This window comes from Coprococcus sp. LG101-27 (genome assembly GCF_027695515.1).
Classification (GTDB): Bacteria; Bacillota; Clostridia; order Lachnospirales; family Lachnospiraceae; genus Allocoprococcus; species Allocoprococcus comes.
Map to the genome: position 1 here is coordinate 21,939 of NZ_JAQEUJ010000016.1, position 18,695 is coordinate 40,633.

Here is an 18,695-nt window from a genome sequence, read left to right on the forward strand (position 1 = left end):
TTTCTTATTTCAATTATTTTCTCCATCTTCAACTTCTTCCCATACATATTACATAAAAAACAGGATATCCTCATTCATACCCTGTTTTTTATGCTATATTTTCCTATAATTCCTCAGCCACCATCTCCAATGCCGCTTCAATTACCTTATCCATATCATAATACTTGTAATTTCCAAGACGTCCACCAAAGATCACATTCTTTTCCTGCTCTGCAAGCTTTCTATATTCTTCAAACAGCTTATTGTTCTGTTCGTTATTTACCGGATAATACGGTTCCATTCCTACTTTCCATTCGGAAGAATACTCTTTGGAGATAACAGTTTTTTCCTGTTTTCCAAATTCAAAATGCTTGTGTTCGATGATACGTGTATAAGGAACTTCTCTTTCGGTATAGTTTACGACTGCATTTCCCTGATAGTTATCCGTATCAAGTACTTCTGTCTCAAATCTTACCGAACGATATTCCAGTGCTCCGAGCTTGTATCCGAAGTATTCATCGATCATTCCGGTAAACAGTGTCTTTTCTGCGATATCCGGATTTTCTTTGATAAATTCAAAGTAATCGGTATCTGTCTTTACTTCAATTCCGTCAAGCATCTTTTCAATGATCTTTGTATATCCTCCGATCGGGATTCCCTGATATCTGTCATTGAAGTAATTATTGTCAAATGTAAATCTTACCGGTAAACGTTTGATGATGAATGCCGGAAGGTCTTTGCAGGCACGTCCCCACTGTTTTTCGGTATAACCTTTTACGAGTTTTTCAAATACATCTTTTCCTACCAGCGATAATCCCTGTTCTTCCAGGTTCTTCGGCTCTGTGATTCCTGTCTCTGCAACCTGTTTTGCGATCATGTCTTTTGCTTCCTGTGGTGTCTTGATATTCCACATTTTGCTGAATGTATTCATGTTGAACGGCAGGTTGTAAAGCTCGTCCTTGTAAATTGCTACCGGTGAGTTAATGTAATTGTTGAACTCTGCGAACTGGTTGATGTAATCCCAAACCTGTTTGTTGGATGTGTGGAAAATATGTGCACCGTATTTGTGAACATTGATTCCCTCGATGTTTTCACAGTAAATATTTCCACCGATATGCGGACGCTTGTCAATTACCAGACAGGTCTTTCCTTTTTTCTTTGCTTCGTGAGCGAATACTGCTCCGTATAACCCTGATCCTACTACTAAATAATCATACTTCATAATACTAAATCCTCTCTTTTATTTCTTTGTAATTTTATCTTTTATCATCTTTCCCATTCCGACTACACTTCCCACTCCATAGCTTAAATGAAGTAAAAAGAAGATTCCCGGAAGCAAAAGCTGACATATATGCTTCGCCTCATTTTTTACAGACAGAATTGCCATTCCGATTGCACCACACCAATAAGTGATCCACATGGCAATCGCCAGAAATGGCTTCTTTAGTGCTACCAAAATGGATGTCACAAGAATCGCAATCACAAAAGCAAACGGCACAAAATGATAAATGCTGAGACATCCAGGACATACGCCAAGAGTTCTTGCTACCCAGTCTCCATTGCCGTATTTCTGCTTCATCATTCCCGGAATCGAACTTCTCACATATTGCCAGGAATGAATCTGCGGATCGTAGCATAAGCGGTATCCTGCCTGCCGGATCCGGTAATGCATCTCATTATCTTCCGTTCTTCCCAGATTTTCATTGAAAAGTCCAACCTTTTCAAATACTTCTCTCCGATACGCTGCATGGAACATGGACTTTACATATTTCTTTTCATTCTCTCTCCGGAAGCCTGCGATTCCACTTCCGAACATCGAACTTTCTGCGTTCAGTAGAAGTTTCTGCCACGGTGTGTCCTTCTCCGGAAGATTCGGTCTTGGTCCACCAGTGACATATTCTCCGCTTTCCATGCATTCTACGTTCTTGGAAACAAAATCCTCCGGAATGCGTCCATGTGCGTCCAGACGGATAATAATATCTCCGGTTGAACTACGGATTGCCTGATTCCATCCGGATGCCTGATTATTCCCCGGATTTTCCGTAACAACGCAGTTATGATACTGCGGATTTTCTTCGGCAAAACGTTCCATAATCCGTCTGGTTCCATCTGTTGAACTGCTGTCCACCATCACAACTTCAATCTGCTCTGCCGGGTAATCCTGTTTGGTGATATCCTCCAGCAAGTGTGGAAGATACTCTTCTTCATTGCGCGCAATCGTGCAAACTGATACTAACATACATTTCTCCTATACTGTAGTTCTTATCGTAATACTGCAAATACTGTCATAAACATGGTCATAAAATCTCTCCACAGACTGTATTTGCGCAGATCTTCCAGATTATAACTCATCTTCTCCGGAAGCACTTCATGAATATAAGCATAATCCACATCTTCTACATGCTCCAGCATTTCACCCTCATCTTTGTAGCATACGCTGGCTCTGGAAGTGATTCCTGCCGGCAACAAAAGAGTTGCATACATTTCTTTCGTATAGCCTTTTACATATTTTACAACTTCCGGTCTGGTTCCAACAAAACTCATCTCTCCGCGAAGAACATTGATAAGCTGTGGAAATTCATCAATCCTGCAGCCACGGATCACTTTTCCAACCCGTGTCAATCTGGAATCCTGACTGATCGTAACCTGTGTTCCCATCTTGTCTGCATTCTGCACCATAGTACGGAACTTTAGAATGTGAAATTTCTTTCCATACTGTGTCACACGCACCTGCTTGTAAATCACCGGTCCCGGTGAATCCAGCTTGATTGCAATACTGATGACCAGCATGATCGGTGATAAGATAACAAGCAAAATCATCGAAAGCAGAATGTCAAAATATCTCTTTAATCTTAATTCTTTTTCGTGTCTGATCAGAATATCATAGTATTGTTTTACTTCGTCTGTTCTCATAAACTTCGGAAGTTCGTCCCATTTTCTCATACAGCATTCCTATCCGATGCATTCCTTCAATACATCTGTCACGTATTTTACCTCTTCATCGGTAAGTTTCGTATGAAGCGGTAATGTAATTGCATTTTCAAATAAAGCATAAGCATTTGGATAATCTTTAATATCAAATCCCATATTTTTGTATGCAGATAACAACGGTAACGGTTTGTAATGCACATTCGTTGCTACGCCATGCTCTGCCATCTTCGTAATGATCTCATTACATTCTTCCCGTGTTTTTCCCTGAACACGGATCAGATACAAATGTCCGCTGGACTTATGATCTGTATCAAAATGATTCAGTACATCCACAGGAAGACTTTCCAGTGCTTTATCATACATTCCTATGATTTCCCGGCGCCGTGCTAATAATGCATCATAGCGCTTTAACTGTACCAGTCCAATAGAAGCCATGATATCGGTCATATTGCATTTGAAATAAGGTGCCACAACATCATACTCCCATGCGCCAAGCTGCGTCTTAGCAAGCGCATCTTTGGATTGACCGTGCAGTGAAAAAAGCATATATTTTTTATAAATCTCTTCGTCATCCACACCTTCGATCGGACGCCATGTGACTGCGCCACCTTCCGCTGTCGTCAGGTTCTTTACCGCATGGAAGGAAAAGCTTGTGAAATCTGCAGCCTGTCCACACTTCTTTCCTTTTCGCTCTGCGCCAAATGCATGCGCTGCATCTGCCACTACGATCACTCTGCCAAACTTCTCCTGAAGTTCATTTGCCGGATGGAAAAGCGATTTCTTTGCTTCTACAATTTCAAATATCTTATCATAGTCACACATAATTCCGGCAAGATCTACCGGGATAACCGCTTTCGTCTTCTCTGTGATCGCATCTGCCAGTTTCTCATAATCCATCTCGTAAGAATCTTTTGCCACATCCACCAGAACCAGTTTTGCACCTACATGCTCTACTACACTGGCGGATGCAGTATAAGTATAAGCTGTTGTGATTACTTCATCTCCCGATCCGATTCCCAACAGGCGAAGTGTCATCTCCTGACAAGCTGTTGCCGAATTCAGACAGACTACTCTATTAGTCCCTATATATTCTGCCAACTGTTTTTCAAAAAGCTTTGTCTTTGGTCCGGTTGTGATCCAACCACTTCTTAACGTATCTACAACTTCTGCTATTTCTTCCTCTGTGATATCTGGAGGTGAAAAAGCGATATGCATATTCTCCATAAATAATCTTCTTTCTTTAAAATAAAATATACTATGTAACAATTATTACAAAATTATTACATAGTATATACTACCAAAAAACTCCATAAAATACAATTAAAACTATTTCTTAACTACTTTTCTGCTATTTTTTGAACACAATCAGCTTGCTGATCACATAATTAAGCACAATTACGATCACCTGTGCCACTATCTTAACCAGCATACTGTTCATTCCCAGATTTGTGATGAAAATGAATAAAATCAGTTCCTCAATTACCAGCGTTGCTACTCGACCGCCTATAAAACTGGTGATTTCTTTGATAAAATCAGCTGCTGTACTTGCATTTGAATCAAACACCCAAATCCTGTTAGTTATATAAGCAAATGCAACTGCCAGTATCCATGAACCAATATTTGCTACCAGAGCATTCCATCCTATTTGAATGTTAAAAAATGCATAAGAGATAATACTTACTAAAAAAGTTAAGCCACCAAAGAATAAGTATAATAATATTTCTTTATTTTTTTTGTAAAATGGATTAAAAATCCGTAAAACTGGAAGTTCCATGATGCGGTCAAATATATCTTTTTCTTTTTTCATTTCTGTTATCCTTTCGTAAAATATTCTCTCTTCTTCAAACCGTGCTATTATACTATATTTTTGTTCATATAACAACGTTTTCTTTACAATATCACTTGTTGTCTCCTAAAATCCATGATAACATGATTAGTATATTTAACAACTTATTTTATATAATTTCAAGGAGTATTTTTATGATTCGAATAGGTATAGTCAGTTATAATATATATTGCAATTTTACGAATTATGGATCCGCCCTACAATCCTGGGCACTTTACCAATCTATAAAGCGTATTTCTCCGGATTTGTATCAACCAGTTTTAGTTGACTATTGCCCGGATTCTCTCTCTGACAAAGATCCTTTAAATCCTTTTTCCAATATGTGGGATCAGGACCCAGAATCCAGAAAAATGTGTGAGTTGTCTCTTCCTGCCATTCGTATTAACTATCAGAAATTTGATCACTTTTATCACACATACTTTGGTTTAACTTCTCAAAAATATACTTCAGAAAACTTTAATTCTATTGCCCATTTTGATGATATTAACCATTTTGTATGTGGCAGTGATACCATTTTCTGTATTAATGAATTCAACGGATTTGATGATGGTTATTTTGCTAACTACGATGTAATGAAAGGAAATTCTGTATCTTATGCTGCAAGTTTTGGTGATGCCCATTTTGACACAGATAGCTACCAGATATTAAATAACCGGCTTCAAAACTTTTTAGCAATTGGTTTACGGGAAAATAAATTTATACCTTATCTAAAAGAACATATTAATTCTAATGGAATTCAAGTTTTTAGAACAATCGATCCAACTCTTTTGCTAACCACTGAAGATTATGATACCATAGCCGCATCTCGTATTATAACTGAGAAATATTTATTATTATATGCACGACGATACAACAAAGAAATGGAAGCTTTTGCAGAAAAAATAGCCCGTGATAACGGATGGACAATTGTTGAAATCAGCTTACGCAGTACAAACTCAGCAAAAGGACATAAAATGTTTTATGAAGCAGGTATTGAAGAATTTCTTTCTCTGGTAAAATATTCAGAATACATTATAACGAACTCTTTTCATGGTTTGATTTTTGCTGTACAATACCGAAAACAAATGGCAGTATTTTCCAGAGAATCCGGTGACAATAAAATTGCCGAAGTTCTGGAGTTATTTGATTTAAAAGAATGCCTTCTCACAAAAGCACCTTCAGTAATTCCACAAATCCACGATTACGATGCTGTGCATGCACGTATAAATACTGCAAGAAAATCTTCTCTGGACTTTCTCACGAAAGAACTTAATTTATTGAATGGAGATCATTAAGCATGTGTTACCTTGATACAAATGATAAAATTACCTGTTCCGGCTGCGAAGCCTGCGCAAATGTTTGCCCACACAAAGCCATCTGTATGATTCCTGATTCAGAAGAATTTCGCTATCCCAAAATCAATATAGATTTATGCACGAATTGCGGATTATGCCGTAAAGTTTGTCCTTATAATTTATCTCCTCAAAAATGTTCCGGAATGAATTATACTTTTGGAGGACATATAAAAAATCAAAAAGTTTTATCAGAAAGCACCTCTGGTGGAGCTTTCTCTGCAATCGTTGATGCATGGTGCGATAAAAATTATGTAATTTTCGGAGCTGTATCAGATGGTTTAAATGTATATCATGATCATATTTTTGACAAAAAATATTTAGATAAATTCAGAAAATCAAAATATATACAAAGTAATATTGGAACTTCCTATACTGATGCAAAAAAGTTTTTACAGAATGGAAAAAAAGTTTTATTTTCCGGTACGCCTTGCCAAATTGCCGGTTTAAAATCTTTTCTCCTTAATTGCAATCAAACAAATCTGCTGACAGTCGAGGTTATTTGCGAAGGTGTTCCTACTCCTCTTTATTTAAAAAGTTATAATAAGTATATTACTACAAAATATCATTCACGTATTAAATCAATTGATTATCGTTACAAAGATTTCAAATCCTATTTTAACCATTCTATTGGGCGATGGGATTTTGAAGTTATGCAGCTTTCTTTAAAAAACAGCAGGAAGCTTAAAACTGACAGATGGTTTAACCCGTTCTGGTCAATTTGGATCAGTCATTTAATGAGTCGACCATCCTGTTATCAATGTCCATATGCAACCAAAGAACGTTTTGCTGATATTTCACTCGGAGATTTGTGGGGTGTTCATTTATATTGTCCTGAATTATATAATCACAATAAAGGTGCTTCTCTGGTTATATGTAATTCTATCAAAGGTAAAAAGGCTTTTCTAAGTACCAAAGATATTTTTATCGGACATGAACTCAATTATGAAGAGGCTCTAAAATATCAGGGGCCTCTAAAGAATCATATTAATTCAAATCCAAACCGTGCATCATTTATACAAGATCTAAAAACTATGCCTTATACAGCTCTTTTTAAAAAATGGTCCTCTCCTCCAACACTAAAATTGCTATGGCAAAAATATGTTTGGGGAAACAGACAAAAAATATTATTTTGGAAATTAACTAAAGGATTTTATCATATTCAATAAAGGAGATTCACTATGTATTACTTAAATAATAATCTAAAAGATTTAGTTCGCATTTTTGATCAAAATGAACGCAAAAAGTATTTACGACTTGACTTAAATGAAAACCCTGGAGGGCTTCCTCAAGATTTCATTAATTCTATTCTGCCTGAAATAACTCCTCAATTAATTGCACAGTATCCAGAAACCCATCACTTTTCGGAAGTCCTTGCAAAACATCTGAATACTACACCAGAACACCTTTGCCTTGTAAACGGATCCGCTGAGGGAATTCGCTATATTATTCAGGCTTTTACCTCAGAAAGCGGAAAAATTGTTGGAGTAGTTCCATCCTATTTCATGTTTCAAGTATATTCTGAAATGTATGGCCGATCTTTTGTAAAGGTTCCATATAATGATGACCTTTCAATGGATATTCAAAATATTATTTCCACCTTAACGCCTGATACACAATTACTTATATTACTTAACCCAAATAACCCGATGGGAAATGTATATTCAGAAACCGAATTTCAAGAAATCATTAAAGTATGTGAACAACTTGAAATCACTATCCTTGTTGATGAAGCCTATCATTATTTTTATCCAAAAACATTCATCAAATATGCTTTGACCTCCAAACATATCCTTGTTACAAGAACCTTTTCCAAGCTATTTTCAATGGCCGGTTGTCGACTTGGATATGTGGTTGGACATCCTGATGAGATAAAAATGGTACAGAAATTATGCACACCACATAATACAAACGCATTCGCCATGTTAGTAGCTCAAAAAATTTTAGAAACGCCTGGTATTTTATCTTCTTTAATTGAAGACTACACTCTTGGACGTGATTATTTGATAAAAGAATTAAATTCCCATAAGTATTTGCATAAGGGGGATGCAGGAAATTTCATTTTTATAAAGCCTAAAACAAATGCGCTAACCATTGTTGAAAAAATGAAATCGCAAAAACAAATTTTAATAAAATCTTATTCTAATGTCGGAAATTTTGGCACCTGCCTACGCGTTACCATTGGTGCCAAACAATATATGGAACGTTTTTTAGATGCTTTATTTGAATTAGACAATACCAATTAAAGGAGTCGCTTTTTAAATGATAAAAGTTATAACATATGGAACTTATGATCTACTCCACTACGGTCATATCAGATTACTAGAAAGAGCAAAAGCTCTTGGGGACTATTTGATTGTCGGGGTAACCTCAGATGATTTTGATAAAACACGTGGAAAAATAAATGTACAACAGTCTCTAATGGAACGTATCGAAAACGTCCGATCTACCGGACTTGCTGACAAAATAATTATCGAAGAATATGAAGGGCAAAAAATTGATGACATCCAGCATTATAATGTCGATATTTTTACTGTTGGCTCTGATTGGATTGGTCATTTTGACTATCTGAAAAAATATTGCAACGTCATCTACTTAGACCGTACAGAAGGTATATCCAGTTCCGAGCTTCGTGCAAAAGACAGTAATTTAAAGCTTGGATTAATAGGCAATTCTACCCTTGTAGCAAAATATTTTCGTGAAAGCAAATTCGTGAATGGTGCAGAAGTAACAGCCGTTTCTTCTTCCTCAACTTCTGCACAAATAAAAGCTGATAACAGTCTGTTATTAACCAACAGTTATACAGATCTTCTCTCTTCAATAGATGCTGTATACATTGCTTCACACCCTACTAAACATTATAATCATGTCAAACAGGCTTTACTTGCTGGTAAACACGTTTTATGTGAATCACCGATTGCACTTTCTGAAGCTGAATGTAATGAGCTTTATCAGCTGGCAAACAGTAAAAACTTAATCTTAATGGATGCCATTAAAACAGCTTATTCTACAGCTTATAACCGCTTGCTTTTACTTTTAAATTCCGGGAAAATCGGTCAAGTACTTTCTGTTGAATCAACTTGTACAAGTCTTAAAAACATCAAAATTGATACAACAAAAAAAGCAACTCATTATTGGAACAGTATTTGTGCATGGGGTCCTACAGCTATGTTACCTATCTTTCATATCTTAGGTACACATTGGATAGATATAAATATTACCTCTCTTATGTTAGACAAAATTCCTACTTTTGATTTATTTACAAAAATAAATTTTACTTACAAAAATGCTGTTGCTTCATTAAAAGTGGGTAAAGGAGTAAAATCAGAAGGTGAGTTAGTTATTTCTGGCACAAAAGGCTATATTTATGTACCCGCACCCTGGTGGAAAACTGAATATTTTGAAGTTAGGTTTGAAAATCAAAATGATAATCGAAGATACTTTTATCCACTTGAAGGAGAAGGGATTCGTTATGAATTGGTTGCATTCTTAAGAGCCATAAAAACCAATCAGTTACCAAATAATATTCCGATGCAAATTTCTGCAAATATTTCAAAAGTTATAAACATTTGGGAAACTGATTCTAAAGTCGTACATCTTTCACCTTCTTAAAAAAAGCAGACAACTACAATTATCCTTCCATAATTGTTTTGTCTGCTTTTCTCTATTTAACTCTTTTCTTTACCTCTTCTTCAAGAAGCTTTTCATTTTTTTTCCAATCTGCATGAATAAAATGAGGCTCTCCACATGGGAATGTATAGAAATCTTCACCGTACACTTCTTTTAAAACGTAAATATACTTATTTGGCACATAATATTCATCGCCTTCAAATTCGATTTTCTGTAATGGATAAAAAATCTCTTTTGATATTAAATTATTATCGTTACAATAACTCCAACTATCAAAACTGTATAAGCACCCTTTTGCATCTTCTTTAGCACAAATAATATTTTTATCATAAAGTTTCTTATAATATTTATTAAAAATCTCTGCAATCTGAATTCCAATAGCCGAATCATCATCAACACATCCTGCCCTACGAAATTCCTGAATCAATGGATTTCCTTCATCTGTAATTTCTGTTTTTAACTCTTTTCTAATTTTCTGATTTTCTTCCCATTTTTCATATGATGCCTCACTAATCCAGTCAAACGGAAATATATCAATAAAAACAGGAATAGTCGTATCTTTATAAGTAAAACGAATCTGCTTACAAAATCCCCATGCATCATATCTTACTGTAAGTCTATATTCTTGATGATCCTTTAATATTTCTCTTAATTTTTCAATATCCTCTCTTGCCATACAAGTATCTACATCATCATCCCATGGAATAAATCCCTTATGTCTCACTGCTCCTAACAAAGTACCTGCATAAAGCCAATAAGATAACTGATTCTCCTCACAAATTCTAGCAAAAGCTCTTAGTAAATCTTTCTCCAGAAGTTGCAAATTTCTGCTTACTCCCTTCGCTTTAGGTAATGCAAGAAAAAATCTTTTTTGAGCATCTGCTGTAGACTCTCCATCTTTTCGATACTCTTCCCAAAACATCTGCATATCCTGCTTATGATAATGTGTAATAATTCTTTCCAAACGAGCATTTTCCTCATGCAGATGTCTCACTTCATTTGATAATCCATCTATTTTTCCACTCATCTGATTATAAAGCTCGTTTTGATGATTATAACTATTTTTAATTCCCGATTCTAAAATTTGTCTTAATGAATCTGCTTTTTTTACTAAATCATTTGCCTTATCAAGAAATTGCCTTTTTCCTACTGGCAGACGCCAGTAAATATATTCCCATACTCTTCTCATTTCTTTCCTTCCCCTTAGAACTATTATCTATCTAGCCATTTTATATAATCTCTTTGTTTTTTCTTTTACTTCAAGTTTTGAATGCTTATAAAATGTTTTCAAATTAAATTTTTCTATAATTCTAACTGTTTCTAATGCTAATTTCTTTTTATTTTTCGGATTAAACTGAATCAAATCCGGAACAATAAAATTAATAAACCATTCAAAATAAGCTCGCCCCCATTTATTTAGAAATCCTTTTTCATTCCAAAATGCTGTTATTGTTCTAAGATTTTTCACATGCTGAACTAAACGTTTTTCCGTTTCATCATTATATTGTTGCATAAACGACCCGCTTCTATAGCATTGATAATAGTGCAGTTGATCTGAAATATACTGTACTCGTTTTGCCATAGGAACTGTTTGAAACAAAAATACAATATCCTCTCCAAATTTAATCGATTCAATAAATCGTAACTGATTATCATTTAAAAAATCTCGAGAATACGCATGATTCCAAATAAAGGGTTCACTATTAGTTTCGCCAAATAAAGATTTTTCATTCGGTTCTGGATAATATATATCTCTACTATTTAATTTCCATGCAACCCAGGCGTCCGGCTCTGGTATTTCAGGAAACGGTTTCGATCCATATACAATAATGTCTGCATAATGATTAATTCTCTCTTCATAAATTCTCTCACACGCATTAGTTGTTAAATAATCATCCGGATCTAAAAATACAATCATATCCCCTGTTGCCGCATCAATTCCAGTATTTCTTGCTGCCGCAACCCCAGCATTCTGTTTATCAATAAGTTGAATGCGCGAATCTATCTTCATCTGTTCCCGAATTATTTCATCTGAGTTATCTGTTGATCCATCATTAACACATATGATTTCAATATCCAAAAGAGTTTGACGTCTCAAACTTTCCAAACATCTACTCAAATAATCCGCCACATTATATACCGGTATAACTACCGAGATCTTCGGTCCTTTAACCATGATATACCTCCAATAATCTTCTTACAACCTAATTTAAAAGTATATACAACCCCATCATCTTTAACACTTTGAATTCCACCCAAAATCTTTCTTGGGAGAAATGTAATAAGTCTTCCTATGCGATACGAATAGGATTCTTTAATTTCCTTTAATTCTTTCATTGAATATCCCGGTTGATTGAGTGCATACTCATTATAAAAACCTATAGGATCTTCAACCATTTTTTTTACACCTTCCCACTTATATTCTTCAAAATATCGTGAATCCATTGTACCTTTTTCAAAGCATTCTTTAAATTCCTGAGCTGCTCTTTCTAAAAAGATATACTTAAATTTAGGACTAAGTCTCCCCAAATTCCACATATAAGTATCATATTTTATTCGATTACATACACATTCTAATACTCCACGATGTAAAGGATTTGTTTCCAAGAATTTATGCATCTCTTCATATTCATCACATACACAAAAAACTTTCTTCGGAGAATTTACTGAAGAATTCTCATTATCCTGACGATAATGCAAATATGCTTCCTGTAACAGCTGAACACGTTTAGCAAGACACATTACTTTAAAGCTAAAACTCGTATCCTGAAACGATGCTCCTGGTGTTTCATTAAAACGGATTTTATTTTCTCGAATAAAATCTTTTCTATAAATAGCAGACCAAATCGTCGGCTTCAAATTAAAAAATTCTACCATTTCCATCGGTGCATTAAAATCTGTAGCCGGACAGAATGTTTTTCTTGCACGTACTTTAGATACAATTTCTTCTTTTTCATTTCTTTCTTTCGGAATCGAATAATAATAGTAAAATCCTGATTTCACCACATCCAACTGATTGCTTGAAGCTACATTATACATTTCTTCAAACATCTCCGGATCCGCATAATCATCCGACTCAACAATACCGATATATTCGCCCTCTGCCATATCAAATCCACGGTTCATGGAATTTCCATAACCACTGTTTGGTTTTGTAATTACTTTTACACGTGAATCCTTATCCATATATTCCTGGATAATCTGTGGTGATGAATCTGTTGATCCATCATCTACACAAATAATTTCGATATCTTTCAATGTCTGATTTACAATACTGTCAAGGCACTGACGAAGATATTTTTCTACGTTATAAATTGGTACTACTACTGATACTTTCGGTGATCCCATATGTTCCTCCTTATAAATCCATGTTTTTATCTAATTCCAGATAATGATTCCAAAAATCCTTTGAAGTAAAGGTACCAAACATATTTCGGTACTGTTTACATACTTTATCATATCTCTGGTCAATATGTTTACATACTTTAAAAAATTTAATGTAAGATGCTATCATCGTAATAACACTTCTTTTTGCATCCAGCACATGATCTGTACTGTCTATATACAGCACTTCTTTATATCGATATAAATCATAAATATTTGGATATGGAATTTCTGCTTTTGGCTTTCCATGTCTTGCCGGCAAAAAATGTCCATTCATCGTAGCCATTTTCCAGATCTTTTCCATAAATGGAACATTCTTTCTTTGCTCTTTTCCATATGGGCTAAGATCTTCTTCCGTTAAACCTTTGTAACCGATAAAATCTTCTTTAGATTTCATCTCATAGTTATATGCCGCCAGTTTTTTGTGAATCTCTATTCCATCCTGCTCGCTGAACCATTTTGCTCCTTTTAAGAAATCAAGTGTTCCAAGTAGATTTAAATCCACATACTTGTAGCGATACTTTCCTATATTGCTGCTAATCTCTTTAAATAAAACCTTTTTAAATTGTTTAGCCGTAAACTTTTCATCATGAATCGCATTCAGTATTGCCAGATTTCGAATATCATAATATTCATTTGTTCCCGGACATTTATTTTCAAACGCTTCATGCCATACACAAATTCCATTTAATAAAATAAATTCTCCATTTGCACGTAATCCATATTCAATATCATCACGATGAATAAATAACGGAAGCGGTAATTTATTTTTGTTAATAAATGTGACTGGTATGCAGGAATACCACCATCCAACATAATCATGTTCAATCTCGACTTCATTTGTAATGCATTCTGCCAATGAAGTCATATCAAAATCATGATTATGTGCAATCATATCTCCATTGTTCCATAATGCTCCACTTTCATACTGGATACTTGGATGATCCAGTCGCATCAGAGCTCCACCAATTACATAATTATAATATTTCTTCTTTAAATGTTTTAAGAAAAGATAATTTCTTTCAATTGTTTCCGGTAATATAATTGCATCATCATCCATTAACAGAACGTGACTTATTTTTTCTTCGCCATTTAAATATTCCAGCATGGTACGGGTAAACCCGCCTACTCCACCCAGATTTTTGTTTTTTACAACATGAATTTCTGGATTTTCAATTTTCTCTGGTTCTAGCGTACCCGCATTATCCGAAATACAAATTTTAATATGTTCATACGCTTCTGCTGCCGGATTATTTAAGATTCCTTCTTTCAGGAGATTCATATTACGCTCTACATATTTTTCTCTCTTGAACGTACAGATTCCGATTCCTATACAGATATCATTCTCTTCCAGACCCGTCTGATCTGTTGAAAAATCAACCTCATAAAGCACTGACTCTGACACTGCCTCAATCATAACTCCAAGCATTCCTTCCTCCGGAAGCGTAAATTCATTTGAAGTTACATATCCTGAAGCATCCGACTGGATTTCCTCGTCCAGTACACCATGTCTTTCTACATCTCCATCTTTCACCTGAAGATGATCTATTTTTACTTTTACAATTCCATTCAGCTTTAATCTAAGATAAACAGACTCAACTCCAACATATTTTTTCCACTTCAGGCATGAAAATAAATTAAAATATGTTTCCAGATTTACTTTTGCCAAAGTCTTTAACTCAACTTTTTCCTTGTCGGTCACAACATCATCAGTTGTTTTCATATAAAGCCGAGTCGTCTCTTCTGAATACGGATATAAAGCAAATTTTTGTAGTATCATATTTCTCCCATCAAACTATTCATTCATATACTCATTGGTTACTTCTTCAACCAGACCGCTTTTTCTTACCACACCTTTATCAATCCAAATTGCATGATCGCACAGCTTTCTTACAGATTTGACATCATGCGATACATATAAAAGTGTTGTTCCTCCACTGAGCATATCTTCCATTCGCTTATAACATTTTTCCTGAAACTGATAATCTCCTACAGACAAGATTTCATCAACAACCAGAATATCAGGCCTTACCATCGTAGCAATCGCAAATCCAAGTCGAGCCTGCATACCTGATGAAAAATTCTTAATCGGTACATCCAGGAAATCCCAAAGTTCCGCAAACTCAATAATCTCATCAAAATGCTCTTCCATGAATTTTCTGGAATGTCCCAGTACTGTCCCATTTAAAAACACATTTTCTCTTGCTGTCATATTCATATCAAATCCAGCACCCAGCTCAATCAATGGAGCAATTGTACCTTTCGTTGTAACAGTTCCCTTATACGGCTTTAAAATGCCACAACATGCTTTTAAAAGAGTAGATTTTCCAGAACCATTAGTTCCGATCAACCCCCACGCTTCTCCCCTCTTCACTTTCAGATTTACATCTTTTAACGCCAAAAACTCCTGAAACATCAATTCATGCTTAATCAGTTTAATTACATATTCTTTTAAATTATCCACCTTTTCAGATGCCATGTTAAACCGAATCGTAAGATGGTCAACATCAACAATATATTCTTCGCTCATTATCTTTTCTCCTAGATATACAAAATGAAGTTATCCTGTGTTTTCTTAAATACACCAAGTCCAATTGTCAGCATAATAAACGCCATCACCCAACAACCGACAAAAATTCTCGGTGTTGTAAAATGTCTGTATAAAACAAGATCTCTGAAAAACTGGATATAATAATACATCGGATTGCAGTATTCTACCAGTTTTCTCAGCCCGTCCGGAAGAAGGTCAATCGGATAGAACATCGGTGTTACATACATCCATGCTACAGTAATTGCATTATAAATATACTGAATGTCTCTAAAGAAAACATTTGCTGCTGACAAGAAGAATCCCATTCCACACACAAAAATATAAAGCGGTATAACTACCAGCGGAAATAATAAAAAATATGGTGAAAATGGTGTTCTTGTAATCAACATCACCAAAATCAATGCACCCATTGAAAAAATAAGATCAATCAATGAGCTTGTTACTTTCGACAATGTAAAAATATATTTTGGTACATAAATTTTCTTAATCAGTGCTCCATTATCCAATACTGAATACATGGACATATGGGTTGCATTATTCATAAAATCAAACAGTGCCTGTCCAGTAAGCAGATAAACTGGAAAGTTTTCTATTCCACGCTGAAACATCTGTGAAAATACAAGCGTCATTACTAACATAATCAGCAATGGATTCAAAATGCTCCATACATATCCCAGGAAACTTCTTCTGTATTTTAATTTCACATCTCTGACTACCAGTTCTCTTAATAAATCCTTATACCTAAAAAATGTATTTATCCTATCTCTTGTCACACTCATTTTTCTTCTCCATCTTAATATGAATTTCTTCGTCCTTTAAAAGCAAGAACCGCTAACGGGAATGCAGCATATCGAGTTTTCCTCAAAACCAGAACAGCCGGATTCTTTACTCTGTCATAGACTTTCCGGTTCTTATGATAAAAATATGCATCTAATTTCATTGCTTCTTTTCTCATACCATTCTTAAGAGGAAAACTTATATAAATCTTCATCTGACTGGTAAGAATTGTTGCTGTCAGCTCACGGATATACTCCAGATTCGCTACCGGAGCAATCTTTTCTACTTTCTTGCAATAGCTGTTCAGCCGCATAAGCACACGTAAATGATTCTTCAGATTCTTCTGCATCTTCTGAATAGACATACTCTGTCCCGGAAGTCCCAGGCGATACTGATATACCGGCTCTTCTATGAAATACACTGTCCGCACATACGGAATCGGAAATGCAATAAATTCCACATCAACATAAAAAGTGTGTTCGTCAATCTGTTCATCAGCCTTTCTGAACAATTCCGTCTTCACAGTTGTCGCATGCATATCAATAATCGTTTTACCGACAATCTCTTCAAACTGATACAGCTTATTATACTCTATTTTTTCAAACGGATGTTCCTGCCTCTTCTCTGGCATTCTGGTTGTATGATTGATCCAGGTATAATTAGACGCCACAATATCTGCATCGCTCTCTTTTAACACTTTCACAAGATGAATAAAACTTCTTGTATCTACCCAGTCATCTCCATCAACTACTTTGAAATATTTTCCTTTTGCTTCACGGACACCCGTGTTAATCGTAGAGCCATGTCCCCCATTCTCTTTATTGATCAACCGGAATGTATTTTCGTACTTATCTACATATCGCTGCGCAATCTTGGCTGTATTGTCACTCGAACCATCGTTCACGATTAATACTTCAATATCATCCATAACTTCGGAATTCACAAAAGATTCCAGGCAGTCTTCCAGATATGCTTCCACATTGTAACTCGGGATCGTTACTGTTAATATCTTCTCGTCCATTGTTCTCCTAACTTATATAAATAATATTTTTCTCAAAAAAAGTTGGTTTTACAGATATTTAGTTCTATCTGAATCACCAACTTTTATTTTGATTACTTGATTATTATACTACACTTTTCTTTAGATGGAAAGATTATATCAAATGCTTGTTTTTTTGTCAAATTTATATTATTCTTATATCTTTACAAAATGTCTATTATAACAAAGTATTTAATTTTTATACCCAAATATTTTTCTTACAAAAGTAATTTTAGACAAAATATATGTAATTCCCAAATCCAATATCAGCTTGCAAATAATTATTACCATCAATCGAATTTCTTCAGTTCCTCCCATTATAATAATTTTATCTGTTATTTTCCACCATAGAACTAAATTAAGTTCTATAACATGCACACACAATATTAACAAACTATATCTCCCAAAGTATGCAAGCACATTACTAATCTTTTTCGTTTTAATATCTATAGTCCTTGATATTAAAATAACCATTGCACATGCACACATACTACCAAAGATATCCACAATTCCTCTTCCTATATCACAATGGACTAACCAGAATGACTGAAAATCTTTAATAAAAAAGTACCATGTAACCATTGCAAATCCAATTCCAAATTTTTTCACTTCGTTCGGAATTTCTTTTATTATATCTTTTGTTAAGTTCAAAAGATTTCCCATATACATAAATAATGTTGCACATGCCCCTGCTTGTATACTCAACGGAAACCAAAACAATTTCCTAGAATAATAACCTATCGCAAATATCACAGCAATAGAAAACAATCTAATATATTTATTAAAATTTAGCGATATCCTCAAAAAAATACTTCCCCAGAATGTCGCCAACAAAAACCATATTGCTCCGATTCCCGGAATATAAAACGGATTAGTATATGAATCACCTGCACCATATACCGAAGCATAACTCCATTTTTTTATTTCCACAATAGCATCACCACAAATTGCTCCTTGTAACGTTGCAATTATTACTATTGCCAAACACGTTATTATATACGGAATAATCAATGTTCTTACTTTATTTCTAACAAAAATATTAACTTCACATTTATCACTAATAAAATACCCTGTTATAAAGAAAAAAATTGGTACGTGAAATGTAAATACTACTCGGTTAATATTTGCATTTCCCATATGTCCCAGAATAATACAAATCATTGCAATTCCTTTAGCAATATCTATATATTGTAGTCTTTTATTTTCTAATACTTTTTCTTGCATACC

At 34.8% G+C, this 18,695-nt stretch carries 17 protein-coding genes; 4 read left to right on the forward strand and 13 right to left on the reverse strand.

Translation table 11 applies throughout. The annotated features are described in order from the left end of the window. Nucleotides 1–103: 103 nt before the first annotated feature. From glf to PG766_RS11420, 5 genes are all read right to left on the reverse strand, one after another. The gene (glf, locus tag PG766_RS11400) at nt 104–1,201 is read right to left on the reverse strand and encodes a UDP-galactopyranose mutase (RefSeq protein WP_118198465.1); all 1,098 of its coding nucleotides are present in this window, start codon (nt 1,199–1,201) and stop codon (nt 104–106) included. An 18-nt stretch (nt 1,202–1,219) separates the two neighbouring features. Next, a complete protein-coding gene (locus PG766_RS11405) occupies nt 1,220–2,218 on the reverse strand; it encodes a glycosyltransferase family 2 protein (protein ID WP_118198466.1) in 999 nt (332 codons plus the stop codon). A 23-nt stretch (nt 2,219–2,241) separates the two neighbouring features. Further along, entirely contained in the window at nt 2,242–2,922 is a 681-nt protein-coding gene (locus PG766_RS11410) for a sugar transferase (RefSeq protein WP_008374631.1), read from the reverse strand. Nucleotides 2,923–2,931: 9 nt separating this feature from the next. Continuing rightward, a complete protein-coding gene (locus tag PG766_RS11415) occupies nt 2,932–4,125 on the reverse strand; it encodes a DegT/DnrJ/EryC1/StrS family aminotransferase (protein WP_118198493.1) in 1,194 nt (397 codons plus the stop codon). A 133-nt stretch (nt 4,126–4,258) separates the two neighbouring features. Then, complete coding sequence (locus PG766_RS11420) at nt 4,259–4,717, reverse strand: GtrA family protein (RefSeq protein ID WP_118198467.1); 459 nt, start codon at nt 4,715–4,717, stop codon at nt 4,259–4,261. Nucleotides 4,718–4,890: 173 nt separating this feature from the next. On the opposite strand from PG766_RS11420, the gene PG766_RS11425 reads away from it, so the two are divergent. The 4 genes from PG766_RS11425 to PG766_RS11440 are packed head-to-tail and all read left to right on the forward strand — an operon-like array spanning nt 4,891 to nt 9,699. Then, nucleotides 4,891–6,030, forward strand: coding sequence for a polysaccharide pyruvyl transferase family protein (locus PG766_RS11425; RefSeq protein ID WP_243014326.1), 1,140 nt, complete (start codon nt 4,891–4,893; stop codon nt 6,028–6,030). Between the two features lie 2 nt (nt 6,031–6,032). After that, nucleotides 6,033–7,256, forward strand: coding sequence for a Coenzyme F420 hydrogenase/dehydrogenase, beta subunit C-terminal domain (locus PG766_RS11430; protein ID WP_118198469.1), 1,224 nt, complete (start codon nt 6,033–6,035; stop codon nt 7,254–7,256). A 12-nt stretch (nt 7,257–7,268) separates the two neighbouring features. Then, entirely contained in the window at nt 7,269–8,333 is a 1,065-nt protein-coding gene (locus PG766_RS11435) for a pyridoxal phosphate-dependent aminotransferase (protein ID WP_118198470.1), read from the forward strand. A 16-nt stretch (nt 8,334–8,349) separates the two neighbouring features. Then, nucleotides 8,350–9,699, forward strand: a complete 1,350-nt coding sequence (locus PG766_RS11440; RefSeq protein WP_118198471.1) for a Gfo/Idh/MocA family oxidoreductase — start codon at nt 8,350–8,352, stop codon at nt 9,697–9,699. A 52-nt stretch (nt 9,700–9,751) separates the two neighbouring features. Here PG766_RS11440 and PG766_RS11445 read toward each other — a convergent pair whose 3' ends face one another. The 8 genes from PG766_RS11445 to PG766_RS11480 all read right to left on the reverse strand — a co-directional run bounded on the left by PG766_RS11445 (nt 9,752) and on the right by PG766_RS11480 (nt 18,692). Beyond that, nucleotides 9,752–10,906: a LicD family protein gene (locus tag PG766_RS11445; RefSeq protein WP_118198472.1), complete on the reverse strand. Its 1,155-nt coding sequence runs from the start codon at nt 10,904–10,906 to the stop codon at nt 9,752–9,754. A 27-nt stretch (nt 10,907–10,933) separates the two neighbouring features. Next, complete coding sequence (locus PG766_RS11450) at nt 10,934–11,893, reverse strand: glycosyltransferase family 2 protein (RefSeq protein WP_118198473.1); 960 nt, start codon at nt 11,891–11,893, stop codon at nt 10,934–10,936. Further along, complete coding sequence (locus tag PG766_RS11455) at nt 11,866–13,065, reverse strand: glycosyltransferase (protein WP_118198474.1); 1,200 nt, start codon at nt 13,063–13,065, stop codon at nt 11,866–11,868. The genes PG766_RS11450 and PG766_RS11455 overlap by 28 nt, the downstream gene beginning before the upstream one ends. A 10-nt stretch (nt 13,066–13,075) precedes the next feature. Then, entirely contained in the window at nt 13,076–14,824 is a 1,749-nt protein-coding gene (locus PG766_RS11460; RefSeq protein ID WP_182438575.1) for a glycosyltransferase, read from the reverse strand. A 72-nt stretch (nt 14,825–14,896) separates the two neighbouring features. After that, nucleotides 14,897–15,631 carry an ABC transporter ATP-binding protein gene (locus PG766_RS11465; protein WP_118198476.1) on the reverse strand — a complete coding sequence of 245 codons (735 nt, stop codon included), beginning with the start codon at nt 15,629–15,631 and terminating at the stop codon, nt 14,897–14,899. A gap of 11 nt (nt 15,632–15,642) precedes the next feature. After that, nucleotides 15,643–16,431 (reverse strand): ABC transporter permease, encoded by a 789-nt coding sequence (locus tag PG766_RS11470; RefSeq protein WP_118198477.1) that lies wholly within the window; start codon nt 16,429–16,431, stop codon nt 15,643–15,645. 14 nt (nt 16,432–16,445) lie between these two features. Continuing rightward, nucleotides 16,446–17,450, reverse strand: a complete 1,005-nt coding sequence (locus PG766_RS11475; protein WP_118198478.1) for a glycosyltransferase family 2 protein — start codon at nt 17,448–17,450, stop codon at nt 16,446–16,448. Nucleotides 17,451–17,660: 210 nt separating this feature from the next. Beyond that, on the reverse strand, nt 17,661–18,692 hold the full coding sequence (locus tag PG766_RS11480) for an acyltransferase family protein (protein ID WP_270590842.1): 1,032 nt from the start codon (nt 18,690–18,692) through the stop codon (nt 17,661–17,663). Nucleotides 18,693–18,695: the final 3 nt, after the last annotated feature.